Source organism: Pseudomonas sp. TH08, from assembly GCF_016651275.1.
Lineage (GTDB): Bacteria > Pseudomonadota > Gammaproteobacteria > Pseudomonadales > Pseudomonadaceae > Aquipseudomonas.
In genome coordinates this window covers 225618-243003 of sequence record NZ_JAEKEE010000004.1, presented here as the reverse complement: position 1 = coordinate 243003, position 17386 = coordinate 225618, and the positions used below count along the sequence as shown (strand labels likewise).

Genomic DNA, 17386 nt, shown 5'->3' with positions numbered 1-17386 from the left:
CGCTGATCACCCTGCCCGTCACTGTAACCCTCCACCACCTGCTGCGCCTCGATCAGCGTCTCGCCAATTGGCGGGGGAATTCCGGTGGCAGGAAATCACGATCCGGATCGTAGTCCGGCTTGAGGTAGTCGCAGAGCGCTCGAAGATCCTCAGGGGCCAAGGTTCCGACGGACTGCTTCAGGCGCAGTGTATCGAGAATGTAGTCATATCGGCTGTTGTTGTACTCGCGCACCGCGCTGTAGAGCTGACGCTGGGCCTCCAGCACATCGACGATATTGCGCGTGCCGACCTGGAAACCCATCTGCGAGGCCAGCACCGCGCCCTGGTTGGAAATGATTGATTGGCGACGTGCCTGAATCTGTTCGACGCTGCTGTTGAGACCGCGGTGCAGATTTCGGGTCTGCTCGACCACCTGGCGACGCAGGTTATCGTTGAGAGCATCGCGCTGGTTCAGCCGGTGATACGCTTCGCGCACCTGAGAACTCACCTGGCCACCGCTGAACAGCGGGATATTGAGTTGCAGCCCGATCGAGCGCTGCTCGACATCACCGCCATAACCGCCACCTCTGAGGCTGCTGTTACCGTAGCCGAGGTTATCGTTGTCGCCGGTCTGATAACGCAGCACCGCATCCAGGGTAGGCGCATGCCCGCCCTTGCGCGCGCTCAGGGTTTGCTGCGCGGCTTCCAGGGCCTGCCGGCTCGCCAGCAGTGTGAGGTTTTGTTGCATGGCGGTGTTGACCCAGGCGCGTGCATCGTTGGGTGTGGGCAGCAACACTGGCATATCGTGGCGCACGCCCTGGATTGCCGGGTATTGCTGGTGGCTCAGGGTATCCAGGGCTTCGAAGGCATCGTCCAGTTGTTTCTGCGCGACGATTCGACTGGCCCGTGCCGTGTCATGGCTGGCCTGGGCCTGCAGCACATCGGTGCGATCAGACACCCCCAATTGCAGCCCTCTGTCAGCCTGTTCGAGTTGACGCTTGAACGCCGCCTCCTCGGCTTTGCTTGCGGCAAGACCATCCTGCGCCTTGAGCAGGCCAAAATAAGCCTGAGCGCTGTCGAGCATCAGCTTCTGCTCGGCCGCTGATAACTCCAGCAATGCCTGTTCACTTTGCGCCTCGGCAGCCTTGAGGCTGAACCAGCGATCAATGCGAAACAGCGGTTGATTCAGCGTCGCTTGATAACTGGTACCGCTGCGCCGGGTCTGCTGTGCAGGCTGTTGCAGTGTGGTCTCATTGTTATTGATCTCCGCACCAGCCGAAAATGTCGGCAACAACGCGGCCCTTGCCTGGGGCACAGCCTCGGACCGGGCAGCCTGGTCAAAACGGGCTGCGGCCAGTTCGGAGTTGTTCTGTTGAGCATCCTGGTAGACCTGCCAGAGATCGCTGGCGGCGGCGATGGCTGGCGCGGCGGGCAGCCAAGCGACCAGCAGCCAGCCGGCCACGGCTTGCCGTGAGAAAATTATTGATCGGTTCATGGTGCTGGGTTGTTCCGCAAAAAATGGATCGAAAGTACGCAGCGACAGAAGGAGCATTGCGCTCCTCCTGTCATCTCCTCTGCGCCATCAAGACATCGAAGGCACCAGAACGCTTGGCACACTCTGGCGGTTCATCGGCAGTTTCTCGCGGCTACCGCCCTCATCAGGGAAGGCCGCCATGACGCCGCTCAACTTGGCCAGATTCGGACTCTTCGTGTGTGCGAAAACCACCCCCTCATCTAACGACTTGGCGGACTGCTGCTTGCTCCAGGACAATTGGACCAGTCCGTCCTGAAGACTTTCCTTTCCAGCGAAGTCCTTGGCCAGGTAATTGATGTCGATCACCTCCCGGTTGCTTTTCAGTTCAATCTGCAGGTGACGATGCACCGCTGCCTGCTCGCCGAGCACCTTACGGATCATCAGTGCCGTGCCCGTCGCTGAGTCAGTCAGAATCAGGTCGTCGCCATGCCGGCTGACCAGCATGTCTGGCGAAACGTTCGGCGGCAGAATCAGGCGGTCCAGCGCCAGGCCCGAGTCTTCATTGTCGATGACGATGGTTCGGTAGTGCCCCCACGCCTTCTGGCTCAGGCGGTAAGTATCGTGACCACCGCCACCATGGAGCACCAGCGTATCGATCCCGGTAATCAGCGGTGGTGCCAGTTCGTCTGTGCCGCTTGCCCCCCCGTGCCCTGGAGCAACAGGGAGGAATCGGTACGGTCGACCCCGGTGAAGTGATTCCAGGCCTGCGCGCCCTCGCTGTTGACCCGATAAAGAACCTGGGCGGTCGAACTGTACACATAGGCCGCCTGCTCGCCTTTGCCCACCCCGACAAAATCAAGGTTGTCCGTGGCCGCGATGCCATTGCCGGAGAACATCTGGCCACTGTCGATATCGAACCAGCCTCGACTTGCCTTGCCCTGCAAGGTCAGCACGCCCTTCGCCCGCCACTGCCCGGCCAACTCGGCGAGGGCTTTTGGCAAGCGTGGCAGGTTGTCCTGCTGCCATTTTTCATCGACTGCCACCAGCTGTAAGTTGCCCTTGTTGGTGCGCAACAAAATCTCGCCGCTGTGCGTTGTCAGACGCAAACCGTTCTCGACTTGCAGCACTGACTTGAGCTGCATCGTCGGTGTCAGTTCGCTCGCGACAGGCGTTTTCGCCGCTGCGTCCAGCACTGCATCGTTGCCGAATGCCGTGGCCAACGTATCCGCCGCCATGGAGGGCTGGAGATAAAGTTTGCCGCTGCCGGGTTCGAACAGCCGTGCCGTGACCCCATCGTCTTCAAAGCCGACAAATTGCAATGGCTTGCCCTGCAATGACGACGCAGCCACCACCACACGACCACTGTGGTACCACACCGACAGCGCGCTTTGGCCGTCGCGGTCCTTGACCCCGAAAACGGCCAGGGTGGCGTCAGTGCCGGAGACCTTGGGCAAGTCCAGCCACCACGTCGGACGCCCTTTGAGCCAATGCTCATTGACAGCTTCGTAGTTCAGCGAGCCCCGCGCATCAAGCCGGGCCACACGCCCATCCACAGTGACCGCAAGCAGTTGGCCTTCCAGCGCCAACACGTTCGCCAGCTCCGGAGTATCCATGCGCAAGGCAGTTGGATGACTGGCATCGAGAATCGCCTGGCCTGCTCCGTTCTGGCGGAACAGGACCTTTTGCGCCTTGCTGTAGAAGAAAAACACTTCCTGCCCGTCAGGCTGAGGAATACTGCCCGCGAATACCAGATCAGCCGGAATTGTCCAGGCGCTGCGGGTGCTCTCGTGCGCTTCAAAACGCAGAACCTGATCCGCCGGCGGTGCCAGATTCGGCTTGATCAGCATGCCATCGGCGGTGCGTATCCAATAACGATGCGCCACCCCCGCCGCATCGGTTCCAAACACCGTGACCAGGGCGGCGGGAACCGGATGAATGAGCCGCTCACCGACCTTGTAAACCGGAGTTTCGCGCTGCGTGCTGAAGCTTTCGTAGCCTTGCAGCAAGTTCATGAATGCATCGCCATGCTGACGGGTACGCGCCAACAGTTTGAGCAAAGCATCGTCGCCGACAGCGCTGACCAGTTCCATACGATCACCGACGAGGCGGTAACTGAGTTCGCCCTGGCCGTCTTTCATCTGATACCGACGCGCCAGATAGACCTCTCCGCCCTCCGCCCACAATCGACTGATCTTGCCCACGCTGTCGTTGAACCATGGTGTGTACTGCGCGTCGACCTTGCCACTGGCGATATCGACGCGCCATGCCGCTGCGTTCTCGTCATCGTGGAAGTAGGCGTAGTCTCCTATCACCGCGCCGAGCTGAGCCTTCCCGGCCTTCACTTCGGAGGTGTCGGTGAACATCATGCGGTCTTTGGCAACGTCGTAGTAAGCGCGTCCAAGATTGCGCCCGTTGTGCTGGTAGTTTTCGACTACCACATACTGCCCATGTAACTGATGCGCGCTGGCCAGATCCTTCAGATGTTTTTCGATTCCCTGGCCGGGTGCTTGCCACTTGCTCGCATCCTCGGACACCACGCGAGCACTCAGGTCGGTGAAATCGACTTCACGCACTTCACCCTTGCCATTGACCAGCAGTATCCGTCCATTAGTGGCCGGGTCCAGCAGAACACTGACTCCACCGATCACCAGCCGATCCCGCAGGACCTGAATGTTGCCTCCAGCGAGTCGGCTAGTGTCGATGATCCAGCGCGAAGGCGTGTTGCCCACCAGGCTGTATGGAACACCGCCCCCCACCGTGCTATCGAGTTGATGGATCTCGACCTTGATATTCGGATCGAAAGCCGGCGTCTCGCTCGTGAGTTTCAACCATGCGCCTTCCTTGAGGCTCACCAGATACTCGCCGCCCGCACCCTTGATCTCGTAGCTCATGAAACCGTGAAGCTCTTTGGGCAACTCGGGCACGATCAATTGCCGGTTACGCTGATCAAGTTTCACCTCGACTGAGGTCGCTACATATTCTTGAGAAATTTTGCGGATCGTCCGCTCGGCAGGAAAAATGTAGAAGTCATAGTCGAAACGTTTGTCGCGCTCAAGGCGTCGGATCACATCGAAACCAGCATCGTGGCGAGCGGTCACAAAAGGCAACTGCTCGTATTCATAGCTGATGTAGGACTTGGGCGTACTTGGGAGAATCACCACGTTGCTCTCGCCGTGGTCGAGTGTGTAGGTTGCATCCCGGTAGCCGATTCCGCTGCGTATTTCGATTGCTTGATTGCGGTCTCGGACCATTACCGGATAATCGCCGGCCCACACGAAATAATTGATTTCGCCAGAGCCGCTCGGGCCGGAATGGGTGCGGTAGATGTACTGACTGTCGAAGCTGATCTGGTTGCGTTGCAGGTCGAGCGTCTTGACCACCGCCCCGGGCAGTGGCACCAACACTTTATGCGCTTGATCATAGCGGTAGCCATGGCCCTTGTAGGCATCGTCGACCGTATTGAAGTAACGCCCCACCGCCTTGGCATCCTCGGCGACCGGCCCAAAGGCCTGAGCCAATGCGGTAAAACCTACAGCTAGCCCACCAACGATCACTCCGGCCCCGCCCAGCAAGGCACCTGCCGTCGTGGCGCCCAGCATCCCCGCACCGACACCTGCGGCACCGGTGATGAAGCTCGCCGAATCAAAGGTCAGTTGAGTGCCGAACACTGCCTTCTGGGTTTCATTTTCAGCATGGGCCAACTCATAGGCGTCGAGGATCACCATACCGCCGCCAAAGATCACGCCAGCCCCTTCACTGACGGTGTGGCCCAGCGTCGACGCGAAGTCCTTGAGAGTGGCCTCGCCGGCGACAACTTCGCCACGCAGCGCGGTGCGTACCAGCGCGGTGACCTTGCCCACGTCCTGCAAAACCCCATGGCCCATCTGGACCATATTGAGGTAGCCATGGATCTTCAGTGCAGTTGCCAGATCAGTCGAATCGACACCACGGGCGCTGGCGTCACGCTGCTTGTCGGCGAACCACTGGATCAGTGTCTGCAAGGCAAATCCGGCGTTAAGGCCATCAATCGAACCGGCCTCAGCCACGCTGCCCCGAGGCCGCATCTGCCCACGCTCGAGGGTGAAGTGCTTGCCCAAAGTAGCGGTGTGTACATCGATAAAACGACGAAATTCGGTAAAGTTCGAATCCCGGGTGTTCAGCCAGCGGCTCTGCTCCGGCTGATCACGGTTGATGAATTGCACCCGATAATTGCCTGCACCCTGGTCCTCGGTCGTGGCGATGACCGGCATCCAGCGCGGGTCAAGGCCATTTTCCGTCGCAAGCCGCGTGCTGGACTCGGCAAATCTGGCGCCCCATTGCTCAACATCAAGGGTCACCAGGCTACCGCGCAACTGCATATCTTCGGCAATTCGTGACTGGACGCTTACGGTTTCCTGCACTTGCCGACGCTGATCGATCAGTGTCGCCAGTTCGCCTGGACGGCTCAGGTCGGCCACTTCCAGGCCATTACCTACCTGGACTTTGGCCATCTTGTCGGCATCGATCTGAACCAGATTGAATTCCGGAGACTGCTTGCTGCCGAATGCGCCGTAAAAATCTGCCAGCCCTCGGCCTACCAGATGCTGCTCCATTGCCTTGAGAAAGCTGGCTGTATCGTCATAGGCAAAGATCCCGACGTTTGGATCATAGAAATAATAGCGACGGCCCTTGGCCATAACCGTGCTCGCTACCAGCATTGAGTGATTGCGGGTATTGAGGGCAAATGTCGAGGTACCGGTCGCCCCTTTGAGACGCCCGACCACATCGGCCAAATTCAGTTTGCCGATCGTTGTAGACGCCTGCACCGTATCACCATTGGAATGCAGCCTGACCAGACTGTTCTTGAGCAACGTCGAACTCCCTGCTTGCGGCTCCGCGGCCGCCAGGAAAAGTTTTTGCACCAGACTGTTGATGCCTGTAGAGCCAGCGTCGGCCAGTGCCACCGCCATCGCCCTGACCAATGGATAGCAGCGGCCACCGAACCCATCACCGACCAGTGACAGAAAGAAATCCTGCGGGGCCAGTTGACTGAACGTACTTCCCGCGTGCTTTAAGCCCTCACTCAGCAATGCTGCACGTTTCAGTATCTTTTCAATGTTTTCGGCCTGACTGATTTCTTCGATGCGAGCGCTCAAGGCTCCCCGTTGTTGCGCGGTGAGTTGCCCCTCGAGAAACAGCTGTTTCAGGTCCAGCGCCGACATTTTCTGGGTTACGCCAGGAATACTGATGTCGCGAAAAGCGCGTAATCCCTGCATGAACTCAACGTCCAATGCGCCTCGCTGGTACGCCTCGACGTTTGCATAGCGCTCGCCCAGGCTGCTGGTAGCATCCTGGTCTCCACCCCGCAGGTCGGTATCGTCAAAACGGAGGACGCCAGGCATTCCCTCCTTGGCCTTGATCTGCGTCCATAGCCAGCTTCGGTCGACCGAACCGCTCTCACGCAAGACCGTGTCGAACTGCGCCTTGTAATATTCATGGGTAAGGAGGTTCTGCTTGATCTGTTGATCGATCAATTGTGGCCGCGACGCGGTACTGCGCTGTTTATAAAGCTCGTCGCGCTGAGCCTTCAATTGGTCGATCTCAAGCAAATACTTACGATTGACCTCACGACGCAAGGCAGTCCATGCGGCAATTGCCGGATGGTCGTAAGAGAACGCTCCCCCGCTGTATACACCGTCCGTGACGCCGTCGGCAGACACAGCGAACTGGCCGGCCAGTTTCTTCAGTCGCTGGTGTACCTGTTCGCGATAGTCAGTGAATTCGGCCAGTTTGCGCGGCCCGATCTGGCTATCGGCGTGCTGGATCGACAGCGGTTCTTCCATGACCCGCAGTGTTGGCGAGAGGGCCCTGTCAGTGCCGTGATACGCCTGGCGCTGGACCGCCAACTGCCATTGACCATCGACGAACTGCAGGTACGCCGCAGCGATCCCTTCCGCCGTAGCGCCGATCCGGTAGTCGTTCCAGTCCACCGACATCACCACATTGTCGTAGAGCACGGAACTGTTGACCCGGCCATCGTGGTAGACCCGGAAAGTATTGGCATCCAGGCTGGTCACCACCAGCGAGCAGCCTGACAACGTACCGGTGAACAGAAAGCTCCCGGCTGCGGCCTGTTTGGGGATATCGATGTAGGCCGGCGACGCGTTGCCCTGATTGGGGCCGTTGTAACCAAGGAAGTAAGCCGGCACGGTGTCAGGGCCACTGGTCGCGGTGTATTCGACCTCGTACACACCGGCGTTCATCTTGATCAACTTGGCAAAAGCCTGGTCCGGCAACCGTCCTGCGCTGACCAGCGTCTCGACACTCAGGGCATGGGTCTTGGCAAAGAGCGCGGGGTTGGCGGCGAACTGACGGATATCGATGCTGCCTGCACGACCGCCCAAATCGCCGCGCGCACTCGCCGATCCGGCATTGATTTGCCCATTGATATCGAAAGCCTGGCGGACCAGATCAGCGGCATCCACGCTGGCCGGATCAACCTTGCTACCAGGGTTTTTGAACATCCGGGCCAGCAGGTCCTGCAAGATTTTAAAGGTACTTGCATCTTCCAGAACGCTACGCAATTGCGCCTGATCCAATTCGTCATTGTCCCCGGGGAACAGCAGCGTCAGGACATAATTCTGCGCTGCCCCCAACTGCTCCAATGCAACCCGACCCAGCCGCAGGTCGTCGAGCAAGGCCCCTACGTCGATACCATCGCGCCCCAGCAGTGCCCGTGAGGGCAGCGCCTCGAAAACCTCGGTCACGCCTTGGTCCTGGCTCCATTCCAGCACGACCTTATGCCTAGGGTCTTTATGCCTCAACTCGTCGTTGGCATCCCTGGTGGTCTTGATTCCGTTTGCCTGGACAACGACGTTGGCACTGCGGGCCGATATTTCGAGACCCGGGATTTGCAAGGCTTCCACCAGCTTGTGCCCAAAACCACCGAGCAGGTCCGCGTCTTCGACCGCGCAACCGACAAGGCTGATCCGCGCCGGCACCGAACTGATGCTGTATTCGTCGTAAAGGCTTTGCTGAAAACGGCGAATGTGCTGTGACCACTGGGCAGCATCCAGATCACCGAGCGTGCGCGCGCCGACCGGCCCCTCACCGTGTCCGACAATCTGCCAGCGCACTCTGTCGATTGCGCCAAGCTTCTGGAAGATCGCTGGATCACCGTAGACCAGCCGCATATTGCCATCGGCATCAAGTTGTATCACCAAAGAGCTGTCAGGGTGCTTGCCCGCCAAACGGACAGCAGCGCGAGCCACGGGTTCGTCATTCTGGGTCTGAACAATGATTTGCGCCGCGTACTGGCTATCGCTGCCTTCCGGGTTGCCTTGAACCACAGGCGTAGCCCAACGGTCGACGTACCGGCTTGACACCACAGGCGTTGAACTCGCGGGGGCATCACGCCTTACCGCCAGCAGCGCTTCGCTCGTCGGCGTGCTCCATGAGCCGTCATTCTGAGCTTTGGAGATGACCGTGGGCGTATCGCCGATGTTTTTGCTGGCAGTAATCTGATCGCCCTGGATCGCGATTTGCGCGGGCATGGTCTCCGACTTGAAGCTCATGAACAGGATAATTTGCAGATTCGCCAATTGCTTTTGCTGGGCAAACGCCTGTGCCAGCGTGTTGGCGGGACTGAACGTGATCTCGGTCTGCGCGCCTGTCTTGAACTTGAACGTGGCTTTGCCAGCGGCGGCATCGTTGATTACCTCGATATCGGACCACATGCCGCGCAACATTTCGAAAGCCGGTTTGCTTGCAATCTGATTTGAGTACTGGTCTATAACGTCGCCTTTAAAAGGCAAATAAGCGACGAACTCGCCGTTTTTGTCAGCCTGGATCGGGAATGAGTCAGACTGCCGGTGGCCTTGCCATGCATCGAGCAGCGACAGAATGCGCAGGTAGGATTCCTCCCGTGTCTTGCCAAAAACCGCTGTATGAGCAGTCAGTTGTTCACGGCTCCAGATTTGCGATTCACCCAAGCGGTTAGCCTTGGCCGCTTTAACTCGGCTACCCGCATCCATGCGATCCATGGCATCGAGTTCCAGCAGCTTGTTCCCCGTTTGCTCGAGCAGCAGGTGCAATGCCTTATTACGTGCGGATTTCGGATTAAGGTCGATATAACCTTTCACTTCGCCATGCAAACTGATCAGGTCAGCCATGGGTTCGCCTTGAACCCATCGTTTGTGCATGCCGGCGAGCACCTCCAGATACACCGGTTCTACCAGACTCCTGGAATTGACCTGTAACTCGGTATCCTGTGCGGTCAGCAGCGATCCGACATCCTTGAGCTGTTTGCCGTGATATGTATCAGCCGGTTCATGCAAAACCCTGATGTCGCCGATCAGCCCCGACTTCTGCAAGGCACGCAACATCGGTAGATCGGCATTCCAGAAAGTGCCGTCGAACTTGCCCCCGGCATCTGGCGCCACATAGACGGTGCCGTAAGCATCAGCAGCGAAGGTCGCACTCACCGAGCGCAAATAACCCTCCATGTCCCGATGCCCTTGACTCGTGGCTTTCTTGATCGCCTCGTTTGTAGCAGACGCTGGGGCATTGACAGCCTGGGTCAGGCTCTCTGCTATTTTCTGCACGAAACCAATAGCCGCCATATCATTCGGCGTCGCTACCAGCGGCTTGCCTTCTGCCGCCATCCGCTCATTCAACGCCGCCTGATACTGCGCATTTACCGCGCCACCGGACGCCAGCAGCAGGTCAGTATTCATTCCTGATTCAAAGGGAAAATCCAGTGATCCAAGATAGGTCATCAATTCCGTGAGCTTGCGGAAGTTCTGTCGAATAATGCCGTCGACCGCGAGGTTCGCGATTCGCGCGATCTGGCTTTGAGTCAACGTGGTACCGGCGGGTAACGGCATCGCGCTGACACGTTCGACAAGGGCCTTTTCCAACCCGCCGAGATTCAATGCGTCGAGTTCACTTCTGGTGAGCCGCCCGGCATTCGCTGCTGGAGTCACACCGCTTTCGAGCAGGTGCTTGCTCAGCAGATCATGCACCTCGCCAATCACCTCAAAGCGTTCACTGAGCCGTCCGACAGGGCCGCGATCCAGGGATTTGCGATCAGGGAAGGTGCCCGAGGGCGAAAACACCGCTTTTAGTTCGTTCAGATAAGAGGCCAGGCGCCTGGCCTGCATTTTTGGAACAACCTGCGATGTAATCAACTTCGACTGATCAGTCGCGGCGTCCTGGATAATCTGCAAGGCGGTTGCGGAGTACTTGCGGTTTTCATGAAAGACAAAACCCTCTCTGCGTTGCTCGGCGATATAGTCTTTTAATTGCGCTCGCGTGGCGATGAACGACGCCCCTCCCGGATCGATCCCGTAAATGAATTCGTCTTTTTCGGGATACGGATTATCTTGCTCGGTGCCATGATTGACGACCTCTTTCATGCCCAATGACAGGGCAGCGTCATTCATCAGGTATCGGATATTGAGCTCAAAGTCGCTGATGGTTCCGAGCATGTCATGAGTGGTCCGACGCTCAGCAGCGCCGAGGCTTCTCAATGCGCCTTCCACCGCTTTGCTCCACATCACCGAAGATTTTTTTGCCCAGCTTCAACCACGGTGGCCCCGGAGGACACGGGATCGGCGAAGTTCGACAAGTGCGGAACAATGGCAAACATATCGATGTCCGCCGTCAACGGGCTACCTTTGCGGTCTGCCAGTATGCGCAGCGCTGTGTAGGCAGACTCACCCGGGCGTCGGTAACTGATAGCGTAATGACTGCCCTCGGCGACCGCACGAAACTCAAAAGCGCCCTCTCCTTTTCCGAACACTGAAAAAGTGCCATCCGGTTTGATCGTGCTGATCAGCCTGGATTGCAGCAGAAATTGAAATCGCTGCTCACTCAACTTCAACTGCGGCGATGTATACCCCAGCTCAAGGCTGTGGCTGACATCAGCTTTCGCCTTTTCAAATACGGCGGTAATGCCGTCCCAGAGCTTGGACAACGACGGATCCGCGGGAATATAGCCAGACTGTGGCCCCCAATCGGCAGACTTCGCGTGAACCTGGAGGTTTTTGGTGCTGCTCCCCTCACTGATCAGCCCGGTGGAAAACGGATTGACCAGTCTGAACAACAAGATGGTTTTATTGTTTTTGGCGATGGTTTTATATTCGTCCACCAGTGCTTGTGGAACGCCTGATGCCTGGTCGGCTTTAATACCTTCTTGATTGAACTTCATAGTATTCACCCCGTTACCTTCTCTTCGTCCGAATAAAAATAAGTGGCGCTTTCAATCGTCCTTGGCGCCGACAGTCTTTTCGTCAATCCTTCATCTGCAATGCCCACTGCCGGGCATACACCCCGTCCAGGTCGAGCAACTGTTCATGACTGCCCTGCTCCACCACCTGGCCTTTGTCGATCACCAGAATTCGCGAGGCGTGGCGCAAGGTATTGAGGCGATGGGCAACGCTGATCACCGTGCGGCCCTGGGCGATGCGGTGCAGGTTAGCCATGACCGCGGCTTCGGACTCGTAGTCCAAAGCGCTGGTGGCTTCGTCGAGCAACAGAATGGCCGGCTGGGTCAGCAGGGCTCGGGCCAGAGCGATGCGCTGGCGCTGACCACCGGAAAGCTGGCCGCCGCGCTCGCCGACCTGGGTGTCATAGCCCTGGCCCAGGGCCTGGATAAACTCATCAGCACCGGCCAGAGCCGCCGCTTCGTGCACCTCGGCATCCGTGGCTTGTGGCCGACAGAGCCGGATGTTTTCGGCGATGCTGCCGGCGAACAGCACGCTTTCCTGCAGCACCACGCTCATGTTGCGACGTAGCGCCACGGGGTCGGCGATGGCCAGGTCGATGCCATCCACCAGCACGCGGCCGTGCTGTGGCACATAGAGGCGTTGCAACAAGCGGGTCAGGGTCGATTTGCCGGAACCCGAGGGGCCGGTGATGCCGACAAATTCCCCGGGCTGGATGTCCAGATTGAGATTGCGCAGTATTTCCTGGCCGTCTTCGTCATAGCGAAAGCGCACGCCTTGAAAGCTCATGCTCCCCGCCAATGCCGGCACCGAGGCCAGACCACCGCTGCCGCTTTCGCACTCGGTTTCAAGGATGTCGCCCAAGCGCCGCAGCGAAATCAGGGTGTGCTGGAAGTCCTGCCAGACCTGAGCCAGACGAAGGATCGGTTCCACCACATGACCGGCGAGCATATTGAACGCCACCAGTTGGCCCGGGGTTATCTGCCCGTCCATCACCAGGGTCACGCCCCACCACAGCAAGATTGCCGAAGTGAGTTTCTGGATCAGGCCAATGCCCTGCCCCGCCCAGATTCCGACCAGACGGGTCGAGAAAGCAGCGCGCACGTAAGCGGCCAACTGGCGTTGCCACTGCTGTTGGAACAACCCTTCGGTGGCGCCGGTTTTGATGGTCTCGATGCCCGTCACGGCCTCGGTCAGAAAAGCCGTGTTATCAGCACCCAGCTCGTATTCGCGCAGCGCCCGACTGCGCAGCAACGGCCCCACGCACAACCAGAACAGGAAATACAACGCAAGGGAGCCGACGACCACCCAGGTCAGCGTCGGCGCGTAGCTGTACATCACGCCGATAAACAACCCGCAGAACGCCAGGTCCAGTACCAGAGTCAGCGCCGAGCCAGTGAGGAACTGACGGATTTGCTGCATCTCACCGACGCGAGCGATGATCTCGCCCGTCTGGCGTTGCTGGAAATAGCCCAACGGCAACTGCACCAAGTGCTGATACAGGCGTGCCGACAGTTCGGCATTGACCTTGCTGGCCAGGTTGGAAAACAACCACGAACGTATGAAGCCATAGAGCGGCTCGAATATCGCCAACGCCAGCAGGGCAATACCCAGCACCTGCAAACTGGACAGACCGCGACTGACCAGGACGCGGTCGATGATGTTCTCGAACAGCATCGGCGTGACCAGCGCGACCAGTTGCAACATCAGCGAGACAAGCAACACGCTGCGAAACTGACGCAGGTGCTTGAGGATCGATGGCAGGAACCAGGCAATGCTGAATGCCGGAGGCTTCAGGCCCGTGTGGCGCTCGGCCAAAAGCAGAGTCTGGCCGTGCCAGACAGACCTCAGCATTTCGCGGGGTAGCGTCTGGCAACGATCTTCCAGTGGCCAGTAAATATCGACCTGGTCCTCTTCGATGCTGTTGAGCACTGCCCAGCCGTGAACGGTTTCCAGCAGCGCCGGTAGCGGTAGATGTTCCAGACGCTGGGCCGTGCTGTGCACGGTGCGCGCCCGCAGGCCGACCCAGCCGGCGCAGCGGCACAGATCAAGGCGATCGGCCGTACCTTCAATACGTCCCAGGCGATGACTCAACTGCGCCACGCTGATATTCAGATCAAAGTGCCGCGCGGCCCATGCCAGGGCCTGCAAGCCGGTATCGAGGAGTAGCGGAGCCTGGTCGGGCGTAACTGCAAAGGCATCAGTCATGCTCAACGCTCCCGCAACGCTTCGGATTGATACTGCTGGATGGGACTGAGCAAGTAGTCGATCACCCGGCGGTCGCCGGTGCGGATCTCTGCGGTGACACTCATGCCCGCCTGCAACGTCAGCCATTCCTGACCTACGGCGATGGCGGCACGGTCCAGGCGGATGCGTGCAGGAAACACCAGGCCCTGCTGTTCGTCCTTGATTGCGTCACCAGAGACGTGGCTGACAGTGCCGCGCAAAGTGCCGTAGCGGGTATAGGGAAAAGTATCAATCTTGACCTCCACCGGTTGCCCGGCGCGGACAAAGCCGACGTCCTTGTTCAGCACCATGACCTCGGCATCCAGCTCGGCGCCTTCGGGCACGATCACCAGCAGTTGCTGGGCCGGTTGCACCGCGCCACCGAGGGTGTGCACCGCCAGTTGCTGGACCACTCCGTCCACTGGCGCCAGCAAGGTTTGCAGGCGTTGCCGGTCACGGCCACGAATCAGTTGCTGCTCGAGTACGGCGATGTCCTGATGGGTACTGTTGAGCAGATCGTGCTGCTCGCGCTGGGTCCTGGCGAGGAAGCTGTCGCGTTGTTCGACTCGGTTCTGTGCCTCAGCCTTGAGCACCTGGAGTTCGGCGTTTTGCTGGGCCAGCGAGCGCTCGACTTCCAACTGTTCTTTTTCCTGCTCAAGCAATTCGACCTGCGGCATCAGTTGCTCCGCCGCCATCGCCCGCCGGGCGTTCAAGCGTTGGCGAATATTGCTCGCGAGTTTCCCCAGGGCGGCAATCTCCACACTGCGTGCGCGCTGATTGGCGTGATTGATACTGATCTCGGCGCGCAGGCTGTCGAGGTTGGCGCTGATCTCGCGCCAGGTGCTCGCCAGCTGCGCCCTTGCCGTCGCCACCTGCTCTGGATTCAAGCCAGCAGGCGGCTGATAACTGCCCAGCGGGTCGTTGTTCAATAACGCCTGCGCCCGCGCCCGCTCCAGCAGCTTGAAGGCCAACTGGGCCTGCAACTCGCCCAACTCGGCATCGACGCCAATCGGGTTCAGCGCCACCAAAGGCTCGCCGGCTTTGACGCGTTGCCCGTCTCGCACGTGGATCGCGCTGACTTCGCCGGCCTCGTGGGCCTGAATCACTTTGGTGTAACTGGAGACCATCAGCCGGCCGGTGCTGCTGGCGTGGATATCGAGAAACCCGAGAATTGCCCAGCCCAATGCCAGCAGGACCGACGCTATCAGCAACAAGGCTGTGGCCCGCGCCCACGGGGCCGGTGGCCGCTCGACGATCTCCAGATAGCCGGGCTGAAACTCATATTCGTCCCTGCTGCGCTTGAGCACGGCAGGGGCTGCGCGTAATGCTCGCCACGCTTGTCGCAGGGCTTTGAGTGTAGAGCCGGCCATCATGCATCCTCCTTGAGCAGCGCCTGCTGCAAAGCCCAAAGCCGTGCATAACAACCACCGTTGGCGAGGAGTTCGACGTGGCTGCCGGACTCGCTGATTTGCCCCTGTTCCAGCGCAATGATGCGTTGGCAGTGACGCACCGCCGACAGCCGGTGCGCGATGATGATCACCGTGCGGCCCTCGGCGATCCGCGCCATATTGTCTTGGATCAGGGCTTGGGATTCATCGTCGAGGGCGCTGGTGGCCTCATCGAAAATCAGGAGTCGCGGATCGCCCATCAACGCTCGGGCAATGGCCATGCGCTGACGCTGGCCGCCGGACAGCGAACTGCCCGCCTCGGCCAGCACCGTGTCGTAACCCAGGGGTAATTGCAGGATGAATTCGTGAGCGCCGGCCAGGCGCGCAGCCTCGATGACGTCTTCCAGGCTGGCGGTCGGATGGCGCAGAGCGATGTTTTGCCGCACGCTGCGGTTGAACAGGTAGTTTTCCTGCAACACCACGCCGATCTGGCTGCGTAGCCAACCCGGCTCCAGCTTTTGCAGCGGCTGACCATCGATCAAGATGCGCCCTGCGTCGGGCACATAGAGTTTCTGCAACAAGCGCGTGAGCGTGCTTTTCCCCGAGCCGGAAGGCCCGACGATGCCGAGGGTCTGCCCGGGGGCGATGTACAGATCCAGATTCTGCAGCACCAGATCGAGGTCGGGGCGATAGCGGAAGGCCAATTGCTCGATACGCACTTCACCGCGCAGCGCCGCGACCGGGCGTTGCTGGCCGTGGCTTTGCTCCACCGGCAGGTTGAGCATGTCCCCCAACTTGTCCACCGACACCCGCACCTGGACGAATTGCTGCCAGACATCAATCAGCTTGGCCAGCGGCTGACTGACGTGGGACAGCATCATGTTGAAGGCGATCAACTGGCCCAGCGTCAGCTCCAGGCCGATCACTTTGTGTGCCCCCAACAGATCACGGCAACGGCCGTGAGCTTCTGCAGCAGCGTCACGCTCTGACTGATCGCGCTGCCCAGCGATTGGCTGGCAAACCCGGCCTCGACCATCTCGGCGGTCTGCGCCTCCCAGCGCCGTTGCATCCGGGGTTCTACCGCGAGGCTCTTGATCGTTTCGCTGCTGCTGACGGTTTCATTGAGAAAGGCTGTGTTGCGCGCAGCACTCTGGAATTGCCGTTCGATACGTTTTTCCAGCGGCCCGCTGCTGGCCCAAGCCAACAGGAAATACACCGGCAACGTCGCCAGCACCAAAAGTGTCAGCGGCCAGGAGATCCACGCCATCACCGCGAAGAACACCAGGGTGAACGCGACGTCGACACACAGGGTCAGCAAGGAGCCGGTGAGGAACTCGCGAATGCTGTCCAGCTCCTGCACCCGGGTGATAATCGCGCCCACCTGCCGTTGCTTGAAATACAGCAGCGGCAAGCCCAGCAGATGGCGGAACAGTTTGACCCCGAGGCCAATGTCGATGCGGTTGGCGGTATGCGCCGACAAGTATTCGCGCAGCCCCTTGAGCAGGACTTCGAATACGCCCACGACCACCAGCGTCACCACCAGTACATCCAGAGTGGCCAGCGCCCGGTGGACCATAACCTTGTCCATCACCGCCTGAAAAAACAACGGTGTGGCCAGCGCCAGTACTTGCAACAGCAAAGAGCACAGCAACACTTCGCCCAGCACTCGCCGATGGCGCAATAACTCAGGGACAAACCAGGACAGATCGAAACGCAGTCCGCCCTGGCGCACGCGGATCACTTGCGCGCTCCACTGCGCTGCCAGTTGCTCGCGCTCGATCACCTGCGGGGTGTCGGCCGAGGGAGACTGGATCAAGGCCTGGGTCTCGGAGAGTCGGGCCAACACCGCAAAGTCTCCGGCCTCGTTTCGCCAGGCCAGTGGCAGCATTTTGGGGGTCAACTTGCGCAAGGACAGGCGCTCAAGACGCAGGTCAATGTCATTGGCGGTGCCGTAGGCTCTAACGGCGGTGCGCAGGTCAGTCTGAAACCGTCCGGCCTCGACATCCGCCTCATGGCGCTGACTCAGCTGCAACAACAGTCGGCAACAGCCGAGTGCCGAGTCCGTCATGATCGCTTCGGCCTGGCTGGCGACAGGCCGCTCCATAAAAGGAGTT

General features: G+C 59.4%; 6 protein-coding genes and 1 pseudogene. All 7 read right to left on the bottom strand.

The features are described 5' to 3' along the window. Positions 1 to 52 precede the first annotated feature (52 nt). The 7 genes and pseudogenes from JFT91_RS18265 to JFT91_RS18235 all read right to left on the bottom strand — a co-directional run bounded on the left by JFT91_RS18265 (position 53) and on the right by JFT91_RS18235 (position 17376). The gene (locus JFT91_RS18265; protein WP_201233401.1) at positions 53 to 1474 is read right to left on the bottom strand and encodes a TolC family outer membrane protein; all 1422 of its coding nucleotides are present in this window, start codon (positions 1472 to 1474) and stop codon (positions 53 to 55) included. A gap of 87 nt (positions 1475 to 1561) precedes the next feature. Continuing rightward, on the bottom strand, positions 1562 to 2098 hold the full coding sequence (locus JFT91_RS29695) for a hypothetical protein (RefSeq protein WP_242489310.1): 537 nt from the start codon (positions 2096 to 2098) through the stop codon (positions 1562 to 1564). 20 nt (positions 2099 to 2118) lie between these two features. Next, positions 2119 to 10875 (bottom strand): TcdA/TcdB pore-forming domain-containing protein, encoded by an 8757-nt coding sequence (locus tag JFT91_RS18260; protein WP_242489309.1) that lies wholly within the window; start codon positions 10873 to 10875, stop codon positions 2119 to 2121. 113 nt (positions 10876 to 10988) lie between these two features. After that, complete coding sequence (locus JFT91_RS18250; protein WP_201233400.1) at positions 10989 to 11642, bottom strand: anthrax toxin-like adenylyl cyclase domain-containing protein; 654 nt, start codon at positions 11640 to 11642, stop codon at positions 10989 to 10991. An 82-nt stretch (positions 11643 to 11724) separates the two neighbouring features. Beyond that, positions 11725 to 13866: a type I secretion system permease/ATPase gene (locus JFT91_RS18245; RefSeq protein WP_201233399.1), complete on the bottom strand. Its 2142-nt coding sequence runs from the start codon at positions 13864 to 13866 to the stop codon at positions 11725 to 11727. Between the two features lie 2 nt (positions 13867 to 13868). After that, positions 13869 to 15254 (bottom strand): HlyD family type I secretion periplasmic adaptor subunit, encoded by a 1386-nt coding sequence (locus JFT91_RS18240; RefSeq protein ID WP_242489308.1) that lies wholly within the window; start codon positions 15252 to 15254, stop codon positions 13869 to 13871. Beyond that, positions 15254 to 17376: pseudogene (locus tag JFT91_RS18235) on the bottom strand (type I secretion system permease/ATPase). The gene JFT91_RS18240 and the pseudogene JFT91_RS18235 overlap by 1 nt, the downstream one beginning before the upstream one ends. Positions 17377 to 17386 lie beyond the last annotated feature (10 nt).